This is a genomic window from Pseudomonas sp. Tul2A7, assembly GCF_054790505.1.
Genome location: NZ_CP186499.1, coordinates 3699133 through 3715137 on the forward strand (window position 1 = coordinate 3699133; position 16005 = coordinate 3715137).

Consider the following 16005-nt stretch of genomic DNA (forward strand, 5'->3'; position numbering starts at 1 on the left):
CGCTTGTTGATTGATGGCCCTCACTATAGATTGGCGTTCACGCACTCAATATGGGCGTTTCCCCAAGTGATCAATGCAGCGACGCACTATCAGCTCGATTACCCCGATCTCGCCCTGATTCTTGCCTTGGTGCGCGGCGGCTCGCTGGCCCGGGCCGCGCAGTTGTTGAAGGTCGACGTGTCGACGGTATTCCGCGCCGTGCGCCGTCTCGAAGCCGCACTCGGTCAGCAACTGTTCGAAAAAAGCCGCACCGGCTATTTACCGACAACTCTCGCGCAGACGCTGGCCGAGCAAGCCGAACGTGCCGAACAGGCGCTGGAAGCCGCGCGCATCGGCGTGGAGCAGGGCGGTGAAGTGGTCAGCGGCACGGTGCGCCTGACCTGCACCGACTCGGTATTGCAGAGCTTGCTGCTGCCGGCGCTGGCGCAGTTCATGCCCAATTACCCGGCACTGACCATTGAGCTAAGCACCTCCAACGATTTCGCCAACCTCAGTCGCCGCGATGCCGACATCGCCCTGCGCCTGACGCGGACACCGCCCGAGCATCTGGTCGGACGGCAACTGGCGAAGATTTCCTACCGGGTCTGTGCCAGTACGCGCTATCTGCAGAATGTCGATGCTTCGGATCTGACGACGTTGACCTGGATCGCCCCGGACGACTTTCTCCCCGATCATCCGACGATTGCCTGGCGTCGCCAACAACTGCCCGGCGTGACACCGGGCTATCGCTGCAACAGCATGTTGTCAGTCACGGAGCTGGTTCGCGCGGGCCTCGGCGTGGCGGCGTTACCGGACTTTCTGATCACCGAGGGTGTGCAGGCGTTGAGCGAGCCGCTGCATGGTTATGACACCGCGCTGTGGCTGCTGACCCGCCCGGATTGCCGGGCGTTGCGCTCGGTGGTGACGTTGTTCGATGAATTGGGGCGGGCGCTGCGTTTACCGTGATCAGCGCTGCGGGTTCTGGCGCATGTGATCGTGCAACTCGCTGGTCAGGCTGGCGATGCGTTCGGTGAGGTTTTTGGTCATCTCGGTGAGGCGGGTGTTCTGCTCCAGCAGCTCAAGCAGTTGCGCGGTGTTCTTCGCGGCTTGGGCCTGACGCTCGGTATTGGCCTGTGCCAGGTCTTCCCGATGTAGTGCGTCTGCATCGGCCTGCGCCTTGTCGCGGGCAGCCTGGCGTGTTTGTGCGAGCAGAATCAGCGGCGCGGCGTAGGCCGATTGCAGGCTGAAGGCGAGGTTCAACAGGATGAACGGGTAGACGTCGAAGGTGGTCACGCCAAACGCGTTGAGGCAGACCCACAACAGCACAATCAGGGTTTGCGCACCGAGAAACATCGGCGTGCCGAAGAACCGCGCAAACGCCTCGGCGCGCAGGGCGAACGTGTCGTTACCGAAGGTGGTGCTGAGGTGGGCGTGGGGGCGGTGGAAGCGCAGGTGATCGACGGTAGATGTGTGAGGCGTTGCGGGTTTTTCAGTGGTCATGGTGCACTCGGCAGGGCGTGGGACTGAAGCTCACTATAGCCCTGCGTTGCGGCTCATGACCTCTTCGCGAGCAGGCTCGCTCCCACATTGGATTGCATTTCCCTGTGGGAGCGAGCCTGCTCGCGAAGGTCGCGCCTCGGTCTACTGACTCTGCATCGATTACCCCGGCACCCGCTCATTGGCAAACATGCTCACCGCATCCACCGCCTCACTGGCACCATCACGAATCTGCAGAATCACCGTCCCCGCCTGATTCGCCAACTCGACACCTTCCGCCGCGCGCCCCCGGGTGCCTTCCATGCTCTTGATGGCCTGGCGGGTCTCGTTCTGGATCAGCCCGATCATGCTGGAAATCTCCGCGGTCGAGCCGCTGGTTCGAGCCGCCAATTGCCGCACTTCGTCAGCGACCACGGCAAAACCGCGACCCTGTTCACCGGCGCGCGCTGCTTCGATCGCAGCGTTGAGCGCCAGCAGGTTGGTCTGATCGGCAATCGCGCGGATGGTGTTGACGATGGCGGTGATCTGCTCGGAGCGTTCCCCCAGTTGTGCAATCAGCGTTGAAGACTCAGCAATGTCTTCGGCGATTTCACGCATTTCGCTGGCGGCTTGCTGGATCACCTGCGTACCTTGCTCGGCGACTTTTCGGGTTGCCACGGAGATGTGATACGCCGCGCTGGCACTGCGCGCGTCCTGTTCGTGTTGTTCGACGCGGGTAGTCACGTCGGAGGCGAACTTCACCACTTTGCACAAGCGCCCGGCTGCGTCATAAACCGGGTTGTAGTTGGCTTCGAGCCATACGGTTTGCCCGCGTTTATCGACGCGTTCGAACTGACCCTGGAAAAGCTCGCCCTGGTTCAAGCGCCGCCAGAAATCTTCGTAGGCGCTGCTGTTGACCAGTGCCGGCGTGCAGAACAAACGGTGATGTTTACCTTTCAGCTCGGCGAGGGTGTAACCCATGCGCGTCAGAAAATTCTGATTGGCCGTGAGAATACTGCCGTCGAGGTTGAATTCGATGACCGCCATTGCCCGGTCAATCGCCTGCAACTTGGCGTTGGCTTCGCTTTCCTGCTGCACCTTGGCGGTCACGTCCATCGCGTACTTGACCACTTTTACTACGCGCCCCGAGGCATCCTTGATCGGGTTGTAACTGGCTTCCAGCCAGATTGGCTGGCCCTTGCCGTCGACCCGCTCAAACGTACCGGACTGAAACTGGCCATTTTTCAGGCGTGACCACAAATCAGTGTACTGAGCGCTGCGCCCGAACTCTGGCGTGCAAAAGCGTCGATGCGGTTGGCCGATCGCTTGTTCGGCGGTGTAACCCATAGTCTTGAGAAAGTTGTCATTGGCACGCAGCACCACGCCATCGAGGTCGAACTCGATCACCGCCATCGAGCGATTGATCGCATCGAGCAGGCCGGCTTGTTCGGTGAGGGTGCGCTGAAGATCGTCGATGACGGATTTGTGGCGATTGAAGAACATGTTCGCACTACTCTGGAAGTGGGGAGGATCGAGGATTCAGTCCCTATTTCCGCGCCGGCAGACCGAATGCGCGGACGGCATTCGGCAATGACTGCTCAATGCCAGTATTCCTTAGCTGGCAGATGGCTACTTATACAAAACTTCATAAACTTGTACAAGAGAGTAATTTTTTGTAATTTTGTATAACTTTTAGAGCGTCGGTGTTGTCCGCCGCGCCCTTGCTCAAGGCAAGGCTGATGGTGTTGAGGCCTTGTTTTTAGCGGTTTAGAGCGCTTTGTCGACATCGTTCAGCCAGTCGAGGGCATCCTTGTACAAGGGTTTATAGCGCGCCAAACCGATACTAAGGCCCACTCGCAACTCTGGCACCTGCGGATGACAGCATGAATTCAATGCTTGACCCATCGCGCCATCAACCCTCCAGGCCTCATGCGGCGGCAACTGGCAGGGTCACGCAGAGCGGGTTACAGGAGACGGGCGGATTAGCGTTGATAGCAGGCGAGAAACATTTCCAGTGCCGATTCGGCGACGGTGTTCTGCATCTCGACATCGAGGGCTGCGCGGCCCATCGACATCTGTGGCCAGAAGCCAAAGGTTTTGAGCAACCCTTGGACCTGATGCGCGGCGAACTCCGGATCTACCGCTTTCAGTCGACCGTCAGCCTGCGCGGCGCGAATCCACACGGTCAGGCCTTCCTCACGCTCGCCCATCCGCTCGACCATGTTCTGCGCGCGCTCCGGCGAATGAATGGTCGCAGCAATTGCCACTCGGGCCAGGGTCAGAAAGTTTTCGTCGGCCATCAATTGCACTTTGGCCTGGAGCATTTGCCGCAACTGATCACGTAGAGGCTGATCGCGGTTATAGACGACCGATTGCTCAGCGCTGATTCGTGCCCACAACTGGTTGAGAATTTCGGCGAACAGCTCTTCCTTGCTGGGGAAATGGTTGTACACCGTGCGCTTGGATACACCGGCGGTGGCCGCGATCTTGTCCATGCTGGTGACTTCGAAACCGTTGGCACGGAATTCGGCAATCGCCGCTTGAATAATGGCTTCGCGTTTACGGTCGGTGAGGCGCTGTGGAGCTGTCATGAGTACGCTTCGGCAGAGAAAAGATGAAATTACACTCGGTAGTTTACTTGTCATCCGCTTTGATGCAACCTAGAAACTACACCGAGCAGTGTAATGTTGCGTTAATCCTCGCAGCTTAAAAACCAGATAGTTCGGCCTATGCGTGCAGCTTTGGCCATTTATCGTCCCACCGTAGAAAAACCGTGAATTGCGCGGTTTTCCTGGAGTCATTCAGTCATGGCCAATCCAGTTTCGATCCCGGATCACACATCCACGCCTGAAGCCTCGCGGCAGCATCAGGGGCTGTTTCGCAATCACGCACCCGTGCAGCGCGAAGGCGTACGCAAAATGCTGCGGATCATGTGGAACATGATATTCCACAAACCGCGCAACACGCGGCCCGCCGCGCCGATCCCGGTGCAAGCGTTGACCCGGGAAGAACTGCTGGCAGCGCCCAATCACAGCGTCTTTCGCCTCGGTCACTCGACCTTGCTGCTGAAGCTGCGCGACAAATTCTTCATCACCGACCCGGTCTTCGCCGAGCGCGCCTCGCCGGTGCAGTGGGCGGGGCCGAAACGCTTTCACCAGCCACCGATCAGTATCGACCAGTTGCCGCCGATCGAAGCGGTGATCCTGTCGCACAACCATTACGACCACCTCGATTACCAGGCCGTGCTCAGACTGGCCGCCAAGACCAACCTGTTCCTGACCCCGCTGGGCGTCGGCGACACCCTGATCAAATGGGGTGTCGATGCCAGCAAAGTCCGCCAGTACGACTGGTGGCAGGGCGCCGAGATTGCCGGCATCCGTTTCGTCGCCACCCCGTCTCAGCACTTTTCCGGCCGTGGCCTGTTCGATGGCAACAGCACGCTGTGGGCGTCGTGGGTGATGATCGACGGCGACACGCGAATCTTCTTCAGCGGCGACAGCGGCTACTTCGACGGCTTTAAACGCATCGGCGAACAATACGGCCCGTTCGACCTGACCCTGATGGAAACCGGCGCCTACAACGTCGAATGGCCGCACGTGCACATGCAGCCCGAAGAAACCCTGCAAGCGCACATCGACCTAAAGGGCCGCTGGCTCTTCCCGATCCACAACGGCACCTTCGACCTGGCCATGCACGCCTGGCACGAACCGTTTGACCGGATTCTGGCACTGGCGTGGGAACGCAGTATTTCCATTACCACGCCGCAGATGGGTGAGGCGTTTAACATCGCCCAACCGCAACGCGGGGAGGCGTGGTGGTTGGCGGTTGAAGGGGAGAGTGACGCGGTGGTGCAGAGCGCCTTATAGCTCGCCCAGTTCGCCCCTTCGGGGGCGATTGTCTTACTCAGCCATCGCAAAATCCCCACGCCCCATCGCTTCCGATGACACGCCCTGAACACTCGCACTACGCCCCGGTGCAAACCCGGGAAAGAACACCAGCCCCTGCGCCTCGAACCGGTAAGCCAGCGCCAGTCGCGCCGCATCCGCTACATCCTGCTGCGCTTCAAAGCGTTGAATGTCTTCAACCGAAACCTCAGCCTCCCGCGATAGCTGATCCACGCTCCAGCCCAGCATCGCTCGGGCCTGGATGCAGTGCGTCGGGGTGAACTGGAAAAGGGCAATGCGTTCGAGGATGTGGTTCATCGCAAGAGAGGCCATGGTGTGCTCCGGGCTCAAGAGTGCTGATTGAAAATGTACTGTGTTTTTGTACAGTTGTTTTCGGCCAGGATCAAACGCATTTTTTGATTTGCCCTAATTCGCTGCCTGCAACCAGACGGACGGTGCCTGCCCGAGGATCCGCCGGAACATCGTCGAGAACGCCGCCGGGCTTTCATAACCGAAGTCCAGCGCGATTCGTGTCACCGCTTCACCCGAGGCCAGTCGCGCCAGCGCCAGAACCACGCAGGCCTGCTGCCGCCATTGCCTGAAACTCAATCCGGTCTGTTGCCGAAACATCCTGTTGAAGGTGCGCAAGCTTATGTGTAACTGCTCGGCCCATTGCTGTGGAGATTGATGGGCGTACGGCTGATGCAGAAAGTTCTGACACAGGGATAGGAGCTTTCCGTCAGTCGGTAGCGGAATGTGCAACGGCAGCGGCGCACTGCGCGTCAGTTCATGCAGCAACAGATCGATCAACACGCCATCGCGCCCGTCCAGGTCGTAGGCCAGCGGCACCTCCACCGCCTCCATCAGCAAATGCCGCATCAACGGCGACACACTGATCACCTGGCAGCGCTCGCCCAAATCCACTGTGCCCGGCTCGATATAGACACTGCGAGTGCTGACCCCAAGCATCAGCACCTCATGCGCCACCCCCGGCGGAATCCACACCGCGCGCTGCGGCGGCACCACCCAGTTACCGTCATCGGTGCTGACCTGCATCACACCGGTCGCGCCGTACAACAACTGCGCCCGCCGATGCGTGTGAAAGGGCAGCCGGTGACCGTGGGAATAATCCGTACCGATCGCCACCACCGCGCGCGGCGTGTCATCCAGCAGATTGATCGAAACATTGCGCATCTGGCGTTTCCCGGTGGTTGGCGTAAACGCAAGCATTATTGGCTGACTTGCTGAAGCGGGCCAAGCGATGCCGTTCTATCGTCGACCGCTCTCCATCCACGGACACTTCGACATGTTCTATTTACTGCTGACCCTCTTCGGCTGCCTGACCGGCATCACCGCCGTGCTGTTCGGCTTCGGCGGCGGCTTCGTCGTTGTGCCGCTGCTGTATCGCATGCTCACCGCCAGCCACGGCGCCGACGACCCGATCGGCCAGTCAGCGATGCACATCGCCGTCGCCACTTCGACCTGCGTGATGATCGTCAACGCCCTGATCGCCACCGACAAACACCGTCGTGCCGGCAATCTCATCCGTCATTACCTGTGGCCGCTGGGCGGGTTCATCGGGTTGGGCGCGGTCGTTGGCGCAATAGCGGCGATGTGGGTCAGCGGCGAAGTCATTCGCTACGCGTTCATCGGCTACCTCGGCGTGACCATCATTGATTGCCTGCTGCGACGCGGCTTTCTCACTCAGAACCCAGACGTCATCCCACGCCGACTTGGCGCTACGGAAACTTCCGCAGGCGGTGTAGGCATTGGCGCCATCGCGACGTTTCTCGGTGTAGGAGGCAGCGTCATGACCGTGCCGTTGTTACGTCGGTGTGGCCTGAGCATGTCGCAAGCGACGTCCATGGCCAATCCGTTGAGCGTGCCGGTGGCAGTGGCGGGGACGCTGACGTATATGACGCTTGCCGGGTTCAGTCAGGCTGACTTGGGCGCGTGGTTTGTCGGGTATGTTGATTTGCTGGCGTTTGCGGTGCTGACGGTGGGGTCGCTCATCGGGATTCGATTGGCCGCGCCATGGATTGGACGGATACCGGATCGGGTGCATGCCTGGGTTTATATCGGGTTGCTGATTATTGTGCTGCTGTGCATTTCGCTTAAATGAACCATTGCCAGGTTACAGCGGAAGAAATCAAAATCGATAACTGAACGCTGTCCTCCAGCAATGACCAGAGAACCAGGATGTTGATCTTCAATTGCACCGAAGCCGCCAGCAAGTTTTTCAGTCGTGTTCACAAAGGCAAAAAGATTACGCCGGTGGACAACAAACCGCCGTCACCGGCCATCGAAGATGACGAAGCCTCCAGTTCCGTAGAGCAGTGGCTAGTCCATGCGATCACTGTGCAACGCAAGCATGTTTTGTTGGTTATCCATGTGAAAACCCGTTACTGCATGGTCTTCGCCAATGCGCAAAAGGCTGACACAGAAGGTTTCGTTGCCTGGTTTGCTGATCGTTGGCGTGAAGGATTGATCCGCGATGCGATCAATCACGGTCTTATGGATTGGGTCGATGGCGGCATCATGCCGGAGCGTATGGATCAAGTCTGTCGCGACTATAAGTTTTATCGGCGCAGCCATCGCAGTGCACAAAAACATATTGATGAAATCGCCTGGTATTTCCAGGGCAATGCAGCCGAGTGGGGTTGTTTACCACAGAGTGAGCGTGAAGAGATTGGTTTCGATGCCGCAATGAATGACACGCCCAGAAGCAGCAAAGGTCAGAAAGATACCTACTGGCCGAATGTCGAAATGGTCGCTCACTGGTTGCGTGAATATTGCGTTGTTGATGAGGCGGGTATCGAGAGTGCTTTGAAGCGACGCCTAGAGGCATGGCGAGAGATCAGGGCTTTTCATTAAGCGCCCAAGTGCAGCCGAAATGCACGGCTGCACTCGATTCTCTGGCTTGGCCTAGCCATAATCCGCCCCGACTTTCTCCGAGCCCGCGTGCAAACCACAAGCGCGGCCTTCGCCTCTTTCAAGGAACGATCAATGCTCAAAGGACTGATGCGCCTAGCGCTGTGCGCTGCTGTGATGTTCTCACTGATTTCCACTGCCCATGCCGAAGATGGCCGGCGCGTGTTTACCGGTACGCTGGGTAAGACGCCGATTGTCGTGGAGCTCAATACCACCCAGCCGGACGAAGTGACTGGCCGCTACTTCTATGAGAAGTACCATCGCGATCTGCCCCTAAGCGGCGCGTTGCAGGACAGCACACTGACCCTGACCGAGGGCAACAATCGTTACGGTGATGAAAAGCCTCTGCCAACGCTGAAACTGGAAGAGACCGGCGACGGCTGGCAAGGCGAGTGGCAAAGTCCGAAGGGCAAGAAACTGTCAGTGCAACTCACCGAGGCCAAAACTCCAACGCCAACCGCTAACACACTGCCAATCATCGCCGCGCTGCCGAGCGGCGAGTTGTACGAATACTTGCGAGTGCAGGGGCTCAATCTCAAAGCCACGAAGAAAGAGACCTTCATGGGCTACACCCTGCAATGGTGGACGGAGCCCGACTCGAAAATTGCCTTGTTCAGTGTGGAGTCCGGTTTGCCGAAAGATGATCTGCAGCGGGTTAATCAGCAATTGCTGGGACGACTCTGGCTTGAAGTCATCCGTTATCACAGTTGCCAATTGAGTGGCGGAGAGAACGTCGATTTCATGCAACAGGCAGAACCGAAAATGATCGCGCCAGCCGTGGTCAGCCTGAATATCTCGACCAGCTATTACTGCGGCGGGGCGCATCCGGACTTCGGCGATTCACCCCTCAACATCGATGTAAAAACCGGCCACCCATTGTCACTCGAAGATGTGCTGTGGGTCGGAGAGGGCAAACCGCTGCTACATGCCGAGCGCGACAGCCTAGGCGACAAACCGCTGAGCAAGGACGAAAGTAACGCGCGCTATCAGTACGTGAGCAAAGAGTTGGTACCTTGGGTGATCAAGCAATTCACTGCGCTGTACCCCACAGAAATGAAGGCACCGACGGGAGATGACGACTGCAACTTCCAGGATGAGAGTATCTGGGGGACTTCACCTTGGTACTTCACCGAGAAGGGCTTGTACCTCGGCGCCTACTTCGCTCGCGTACAACGCTCCTGCGATAGACCGGACTGGTCGATCCTTCCGTACTCCCTCGTCAAACAACACCCCGGCGCCGTCAACCTGCAACTACCCCAGGGCTAACCGTCACTCCAAACCCGGCGCTTCACGAATGATGAAGTGATCCAGGTTCTCGATATTGGCATTGAAGACCTCGAAAGGCTTTTCGGGGTTCTTCTTGCCGGGCACCTGCTTCAACTCCGGCGTCACCCCATAGAAGAAACAGAACAACGCCTTGTCGCTATCCACCGCGTGCTTGATCTCCTCCAGAAACGCCTTGCGCTTGCGGTAGTTGTCGATCAACTTCTTGTTCAGATAAACACTGACCGGATACGGCTTCTTCTTGCTGTCCTCGGGCTTCTTGAACCAGACCTTGTCCTCGAAATCGATACGAAAACTGGCACCGCTGTGGAAGTCCTCGATCTTCTTGATCCGCCCCCAGTAAATCAGCCCCTTGTTGTCCGTCAGATACTCAACCTTCTTGAAGAACGAACTGTACGGTGCCGAGTGTTCGCCGACCTTCAACGGCATGCGCTTGAGCAACTCCTTGTCCGCGAAGTTGGAAACAAAACACTCCACCGGATGCGCAAACACACTGGTCTTGTCCGGCGCCGATTCACGCCCCGCCGACTCTTTACCACTGTCCGCCGCCACCCGCACCGGATCATCGCGCAACACATCCGCCGCCCCCGCCGGCGCGACAGGCTTGCGCACATACTCACGGCGGGTCAGCAACAACTCTGATGGGAAGTGTTCCTCACGCCCGTCATCCACCTCGCCATCCGCTGTCTCAACACCAGATGCAGAAGCCTTCAAACTCACATACGGACAGCCAGCGACATGCTGCGTAGTGGGCAGATTCTTGAAGTGCGGTGTGCGCACGTAATTCACGTTCTTCGCGTTGAACGTACCCAATTCGTTGGAAGCTTCGAACTCCGAGCGACAGGCATCGTTGGGGCACTGGAAGTGCTCCTTCGCAGAGTCAAACGCCACCGTCTCATCGAAATTGAGATCGCGAACGTCATAGATCGACAACTTGTCGTCGAGGCTGAGGCAGTAGGCGAGGTCGAATTTCATGGTGGGGCTCGGATCCTTGAGTGGGGGAGGGGTATTAATAGCGGGAGGCGGCGTGGGTTACCAGTAATGGATCTCGCCACCCAGCATCAACAGAACAGCCATAAAACCGAGATTGCCAAACAGTAAGGGCAGAATCGTAATGACGATTTGAATCACAACCGCGATTTTAAAGCCGACGGTCAGGCCATAACGCTTCCAGTAAAAGACATGCAGCACCATCGTCAAAGCGTTGGCCACCCAGACGGCACCGATGGCCATGATTTCGTTTTTTTGGGCGATGCGCAGGGCCATCATTAGCAGGCCGAAAAATACGATGAGGAATGAGACGACCAAGAGTCGTGATGGACCTGATTTGATTGAGTTGGCTGGTGGCATGTGATGTTCGTCCATGTGTGTGCTCGAGAGTGCTCTCGTTCACGGTAAGCGTTGTTCAGCAGCGCACAAAATCGTGGCGAGGGAACTTGCTCCCGCTGGGCTGCGAAGCAGCCCTAAAACCAGCAAATACGGTTAACGAGGGTAGGCCGCAATTATTCCTTTTCTAGTCTTCCAACGTTGTGATAAAGCCAAGCAGTGAAATCCTCTCTGTCATCCGAATGGTGGCTACGCTGGTGACAGTTGGGACACAGCGCCACGACATTCGAATGCTGGTCTGATCCTTCTTGCGACATATGCTTAACGTGATGCACTTCCAGAAACGGTTCCCCATCCTTCTTAAATGGCGCTTCTTCGCCACAACCTTCGCACTTTCCATTCGCCTGCTGACGAACCCAGCCCCTCAATTCAGGATCGCGAAAGTAAGTCTTTCTGGTGGACTCGGTCCAAACAGGATTCTTTATCCCTTTTGGGATGTATAGAAATGGTCGCCGCTCAAATTTGGCCGCCCGCTGTTCGAGCTTTTCTTCGTCCGCCGTGGGATCAGAGTCTTCAGGAGTAACAACGCTGGAAGCATCGAGCGCTGTACGAATGCTACGCGCGACATTAGCGCCGACATTCTTGGCAGGTTTGTAACCCTTGATAGGTTCACGGCCCAACTCGACCATGACTGAAGAAATGTTCTGCATCCGAAATTCGATAGAGCTCTTGGTTCGGTCAGCCAGTACGCCCTCGCGAAGTACGCGGTTCTCGTGGGCCTTGTTGTATGCCTGTTCTTTCTGTTCACACGACCACATCCGGAGATAGGCATCGACCGCCGCCTGAATCTCTACGTCACTCCAGTCGCTGTTACTTTTTTCCATAACCATACAGTCGCCGAGGGTTGAAAACCCTCGGACGATACTGAGTGGCCATTACTGCTGTCTACGAAAATTCCTACAAAAAATAGCGACGGATCTCGCATGTGATCCTACAAGCGTATCGCTCAACCCATCGAATGCTTGGACGACTGAAACGCCTGAGCGACCCTCCGCCACCAAGGCTTCGTCGCGGTAGCTTTTCGCGGTATTTGATCGCTCAGCAGATAGGGCATGTCCCGCAGCCGAATCCAACTCTCATCCTGCCAATGCAACAGACTCACAGACATCTCAGGCCATTTCAAAAAACTCAGCATAGGCAGATCCGAATTTTCCGAGGACGCGGCATCGCGTAAGGCTGGAACTACCTGATGGGTCAGCCATTCACGCAACAGCCGATTCCCTGGGACGTAGTGATACACCAACAGCGCATATACGCCGGACTCACTGAGCATCAGCTGCTTACCAGGCTGGCGGTGATACTCAATCCACAGAAAACGATGCTGATCCTTATCCAGTTTACTGACCATACGATCACTGAGATGGACACCCATCAAACGGCCAATATCGCGTGCGCAAAACCATGGCTGGCCTTCAAGGAGAAGGGCGTGGAGAGAGAGTTTGTGCAGGGTGAAGACAGTCGAACTGTGAGGTTCAGACATGGCAGGCCTCCAGTGCTGGAAGCATGCAGATGATGTTCAGGTTGAAGCTGATTTTCTTCGTGCCGAAGGAGACATTTTTAGGCATATCCATTTACCTCTGTGTGATGTCAGCTTTCTTAAGGCTGGGTGCCGGGAGCTAAGAAACCCCACACAGAGGGCCGGACATATTCCCCTTTCGGGTCTTGTATTCGCCCACTCCCGGCATAACAGAGTTTTTGATGCGCACGGGGAAACCGTAGGCACAAAAAGCCGCTACTGTCGGGTGCGGTCAGTCCGCTGCGTGAGGTGTTTCTTAGGCACCTGCTACAGAGATTATGGCGTGATAAGACCATGGTCAATGCAGATAGCACTCTTCGGAAAAATCCTTAAAAAATAAAGATTTTTCGTACGGTTACTTTTTATGGCGCTTAAAATTGCTCATGCAATAGCTTGGTGTGTCTCATTTAATATTGAAGATATTTTTTCAATAATGTCAGAAAATAGATGTTTGTGTGTGATTGATATGCTACTGCAAAACATGAAGATTGCATGATCTTTGGTGACTCCAAGTAACTTTGCGACCTCATGGAATTCTTTGTGTTTCCCTGCTCGTATTCCCGAATCTATTATTTGTGTTAGCTCTATTTTGTCAGTGCCTGAAATTGTTGCTAGCGTATCAGGAGTTTCTTTGCATTTTTGCATTATCCACAATTCTGGCCAGGTATTTCCTGGCAAATATTCTGTTTTGTTCTTGAACCACGTATCAAAATTCTTGTCAGCTTTTTCGGATGTTCTCAGGGCAAGATTTTTGTTGTTGGATTCTTTGGCTCTTTGGTCACCGTCAAAAACTACGAATGTTTTTTCAGCGTTAGCTCGGCGATGCAGCGCGGCCAGTTGAATGCAAAGAGCAGTAGCTGAGCCGATAGGTTCTATGTTGATTCTCGAGCGGATGCTGCTAGGGGTCACATTAGATATAAGCGCCTGAGCGATAACATCTTCGACAAAAACATCTACTTCGCTAGTTTTTTCGGCACTCAATTTTGAGAAGGCGTACTCGGCGGACACACCCATTTTTGCTGTTGTTTGAACGCCATTTTTTTCAATGAAAAATCTTGCATCATAAGGAAGGCACTCAAATATTTCTTTCGAGTGGGTAGTGCAAATTACTTGGATTTTTCTTTCCAAACATACGCTTTTCAATTCATCAATAAAGCGTTTTTGCGCTTCGATGTGTAGCCCCAACTCGATTTCGTCAATTACGAATAATGCGCCGTCAGGGCAGCTGAATATGGTTGAGAAAATTTCAAATAAAGCATTTTCTCCCGCCCCCATATTGAAACCTGAAAATGAAATTCCAGACGACTTTGCGAGTGGTAATCTGTACTTTGAATGAGATGTGAGCCGAAACTCTTCATAGTCCTTATTTAGAATGCGACCAACTATTTCTTTTACCGAGTTTTCCCAACCTTTTGGGCCAGTGCTGAGAAAGCGTCTTTTATAACTTCTCGATTGGCTCTTTTCACTGTGTGGAACTATTCGTTCTATTCCAATAAAAACACAATTTCGGTCGACGCGTGAAGCATAGTCGCTCCATTTGCCACCTTTGTTTTTACGTCGAATTTGCGTGCCGATTCGTTTGGCTTCTTTGTTTGTGCTAGTTATTCTCCAGTTATCGTGCGCAAAATCAAAAACTATAGTTATTCCTTCGGGTGATACTTCTTCACTGTGCTGGATGAAAAAGTCGGCAAAGGTATAGTAGGGGCGCTGTCTATTAGATGCCTTGAAGCCATCTTTTTTGTTGTGATAGGCGCAGCATGCAAGTGCTAGAATAGTAGACTTTCCACACCCATTTTTTCCCGCGATGCAAATAAGTGGAAAGCCTATCGGTAGTTCTAGTTTTGAAACTCCTCTGATGTTGCCTTGGTATACGTGTATGCGTCGGAGATGTGTATGAGTGAAGTCGTTAATAAACCACTTGCGTAGTTTCCTATCTTTTTCGCTTTCGCTGTACTTCACTTTTCAGATCCCCAATGGCCACAGTTCAAGTTTTTAAATTATATAATGAGTATTGGCAATGGTTTTATGGAAGATACTGGCACATTGATTTTGTGTCTAGTTTGAGGTGTTTCTTAAGCATAAAAAAGGGGTGCTACCTAGTGGTAGCACCCCTTTAGTCATGATGGGGAGGGATCAATCCCAGCTCAACGCCCCACCAGTCTGATACTCAATAACCCGTGTCTCAAAGAAATTCTTCTCTTTCTTCAAGTCCATAATCTCGCTCATCCAAGGGAACGGGTTAGTCGTCCCTGGGTACTCTTCTTTCAAACCAATCTGCGACAAACGACGGTTAGCGATGAACTTCAGGTAGTCCTCCATCATCGCCGCGTTCATGCCCAGTACGCCGCGAGGCATGGTGTCACGTGCGTATTCGATCTCCAGCTGCGTACCCTGCAGAATCATCTGGGTCGCTTCTTCCTTCATTTCGGCATCCCACAGGTGTGGGTTTTCGATTTTGATCTGGTTGATCACGTCGATGCCGAAGTTCAGGTGCATGGATTCGTCGCGCAGGATGTATTGGAACTGCTCGGCGACGCCGGTCATTTTGTTGCGGCGGCCCATGGAGAGGATTTGGGTGAAGCCGCAGTAGAAGAAGATGCCTTCCAGAACGCAGTAGTAGGCGATCAGGTTGCGCAGCAGTTCTTTGTCGGTGTCCGGGGTGCCGGTTTCGAACTTCGGATCGGAGATCGAGCGGGTGTACTTCAGGCCCCAGGCTGCTTTTTTAGCGACCGATGGAATCTCGTGGTACATGTTGAAGATTTCGCCTTCATCCATGGCCAGCGATTCGATGCAGTACTGGTAGGCGTGGGTGTGGATCGCTTCTTCGAAGGCCTGGCGCAGGATGTACTGGCGGCATTCCGGGTTGGTGATCAAACGATACACGGCCAGGACCAGGTTGTTGGCAACCAGGGAGTCGGCGGTGGAGAAGAAGCCGAGGTTGCGCATGACGATGCGGCGCTCGTCGTCGGTCAGGCCTTCCGGGTCTTTCCAGAGGGCGATGTCGGCGGTCATGTTGACTTCTTGCGGCATCCAGTGGTTTGCGCAACCGTCCAGATACTTCTGCCAGGCCCAGTCGTACTTGAATGGCACGAGTTGGTTGAGGTCGGCGCGGCAGTTGATCATGCGCTTTTCGTCAACGGCGACACGGGCGGAGGCGCCTTCGAGTTCGGCGAGGCCTTCGGCGACGTCGAGGGAGTTCAGTGCAGCCTTGGCGCGGGCGACAGCGGCCGAGTCGTCGGCGGTCACGGCGCGAGCTTCGATCGCGGCGGCACCGCCAGCGTTGTCGAGGCGGTCCATGTTGGCTTCAGTAGCGTGGCCGGCGTTGGCGCCTTTCACTGCTGCTACTTCACTGTCTTCTTTGTCGAATTCGTCCCAGCTCAGCATGACGTGTCGTCTCCTGCGTGAGGGCCTGTGCCCGTGTGAAACCTGATTGGTTGGTTTTTCACACGGTCGTACAGACCGCGTTGGATGTCGTTTTTTGCAGCGATGCACGCAGGCAAATAAACAGAAATTTTGACGGGTTCCGAGAGCCTCTGATGGGCGCAATCA

General features: G+C 55.3%; 16 protein-coding genes and 1 pseudogene. 5 read left to right on the forward strand and 12 right to left on the reverse strand.

Annotated features, from left to right (window positions below; genetic code table 11):
- Window positions 1-3 precede the first annotated feature (3 nt).
- The gene (locus ACOYXJ_RS16625; RefSeq protein WP_460370518.1) at window positions 4-945 is read left to right on the forward strand and encodes a LysR family transcriptional regulator; all 942 of its coding nucleotides are present in this window, start codon (window positions 4-6) and stop codon (window positions 943-945) included.
- On the opposite strand, the gene ACOYXJ_RS16630 is transcribed toward ACOYXJ_RS16625, so the two are convergent.
- The 4 genes and pseudogenes from ACOYXJ_RS16630 to ACOYXJ_RS16645 all read right to left on the reverse strand — a co-directional run bounded on the left by ACOYXJ_RS16630 (window position 946) and on the right by ACOYXJ_RS16645 (window position 4046).
- Window positions 946-1479, reverse strand: coding sequence for a DUF1003 domain-containing protein (locus tag ACOYXJ_RS16630; RefSeq protein WP_460370520.1), 534 nt, complete (start codon window positions 1477-1479; stop codon window positions 946-948).
- A gap of 159 nt (window positions 1480-1638) precedes the next feature.
- Complete coding sequence (locus ACOYXJ_RS16635) at window positions 1639-2220, reverse strand: methyl-accepting chemotaxis protein (RefSeq protein WP_460380912.1); 582 nt, start codon at window positions 2218-2220, stop codon at window positions 1639-1641.
- Between the two features lie 12 nt (window positions 2221-2232).
- Window positions 2233-2958, reverse strand: a pseudogene (locus ACOYXJ_RS16640) (PAS domain-containing protein); the annotation flags it as partial.
- A 479-nt stretch (window positions 2959-3437) separates the two neighbouring features.
- Window positions 3438-4046 carry a TetR/AcrR family transcriptional regulator gene (locus tag ACOYXJ_RS16645; RefSeq protein ID WP_102900872.1) on the reverse strand — a complete coding sequence of 203 codons (609 nt, stop codon included), beginning with the start codon at window positions 4044-4046 and terminating at the stop codon, window positions 3438-3440.
- Between the two features lie 216 nt (window positions 4047-4262).
- Here ACOYXJ_RS16645 and ACOYXJ_RS16650 point away from each other — a divergent pair, with 216 nt between their 5' ends.
- The gene (locus tag ACOYXJ_RS16650; protein ID WP_460370522.1) at window positions 4263-5321 is read left to right on the forward strand and encodes an MBL fold metallo-hydrolase; all 1059 of its coding nucleotides are present in this window, start codon (window positions 4263-4265) and stop codon (window positions 5319-5321) included.
- A gap of 33 nt (window positions 5322-5354) precedes the next feature.
- Here the strand turns inward: ACOYXJ_RS16650 and ACOYXJ_RS16655 are convergent, their stop codons facing one another.
- Together ACOYXJ_RS16655 and ACOYXJ_RS16660 are read right to left on the reverse strand one after the other, a co-directional pair.
- Window positions 5355-5672 (reverse strand): helix-turn-helix domain-containing protein, encoded by a 318-nt coding sequence (locus tag ACOYXJ_RS16655; RefSeq protein WP_460370524.1) that lies wholly within the window; start codon window positions 5670-5672, stop codon window positions 5355-5357.
- Window positions 5673-5765: 93 nt separating this feature from the next.
- Window positions 5766-6533, reverse strand: coding sequence for an AraC family transcriptional regulator (locus ACOYXJ_RS16660; RefSeq protein WP_460370526.1), 768 nt, complete (start codon window positions 6531-6533; stop codon window positions 5766-5768).
- A 112-nt stretch (window positions 6534-6645) separates the two neighbouring features.
- Between ACOYXJ_RS16660 and ACOYXJ_RS16665 the strand changes: the two genes are divergently transcribed.
- The 3 genes from ACOYXJ_RS16665 (at window position 6646) to ACOYXJ_RS16675 (ending at window position 9536) form a co-directional block, all read left to right on the forward strand.
- On the forward strand, window positions 6646-7461 hold the full coding sequence (locus ACOYXJ_RS16665; RefSeq protein ID WP_460370528.1) for a sulfite exporter TauE/SafE family protein: 816 nt from the start codon (window positions 6646-6648) through the stop codon (window positions 7459-7461).
- Between the two features lie 77 nt (window positions 7462-7538).
- Window positions 7539-8213 (forward strand): DUF6933 domain-containing protein, encoded by a 675-nt coding sequence (locus ACOYXJ_RS16670; RefSeq protein WP_141126173.1) that lies wholly within the window; start codon window positions 7539-7541, stop codon window positions 8211-8213.
- Window positions 8214-8345: 132 nt separating this feature from the next.
- Window positions 8346-9536, forward strand: coding sequence for a hypothetical protein (locus tag ACOYXJ_RS16675; protein ID WP_460370531.1), 1191 nt, complete (start codon window positions 8346-8348; stop codon window positions 9534-9536).
- Window positions 9537-9539: 3 nt separating this feature from the next.
- Here the strand turns inward: ACOYXJ_RS16675 and ACOYXJ_RS16680 are convergent, their stop codons facing one another.
- The 6 genes from ACOYXJ_RS16680 to ACOYXJ_RS16705 all read right to left on the reverse strand — a co-directional run bounded on the left by ACOYXJ_RS16680 (window position 9540) and on the right by ACOYXJ_RS16705 (window position 15840).
- Window positions 9540-10529: a hypothetical protein gene (locus ACOYXJ_RS16680; RefSeq protein ID WP_460370533.1), complete on the reverse strand. Its 990-nt coding sequence runs from the start codon at window positions 10527-10529 to the stop codon at window positions 9540-9542.
- Between the two features lie 57 nt (window positions 10530-10586).
- Window positions 10587-10919 (reverse strand): hypothetical protein, encoded by a 333-nt coding sequence (locus tag ACOYXJ_RS16685; protein WP_460370535.1) that lies wholly within the window; start codon window positions 10917-10919, stop codon window positions 10587-10589.
- A gap of 137 nt (window positions 10920-11056) precedes the next feature.
- The gene (locus ACOYXJ_RS16690; protein ID WP_460370537.1) at window positions 11057-11764 is read right to left on the reverse strand and encodes an HNH endonuclease; all 708 of its coding nucleotides are present in this window, start codon (window positions 11762-11764) and stop codon (window positions 11057-11059) included.
- A gap of 122 nt (window positions 11765-11886) precedes the next feature.
- Window positions 11887-12420 carry a BRO-N domain-containing protein gene (locus ACOYXJ_RS16695; protein ID WP_460370539.1) on the reverse strand — a complete coding sequence of 178 codons (534 nt, stop codon included), beginning with the start codon at window positions 12418-12420 and terminating at the stop codon, window positions 11887-11889.
- Window positions 12421-12837: 417 nt separating this feature from the next.
- A complete protein-coding gene (locus ACOYXJ_RS16700) occupies window positions 12838-14415 on the reverse strand; it encodes an ATP-dependent nuclease (RefSeq protein ID WP_460370541.1) in 1578 nt (525 codons plus the stop codon).
- Window positions 14416-14589: 174 nt separating this feature from the next.
- Complete coding sequence (locus tag ACOYXJ_RS16705; protein ID WP_064119947.1) at window positions 14590-15840, reverse strand: ribonucleotide-diphosphate reductase subunit beta; 1251 nt, start codon at window positions 15838-15840, stop codon at window positions 14590-14592.
- Window positions 15841-16005 lie beyond the last annotated feature (165 nt).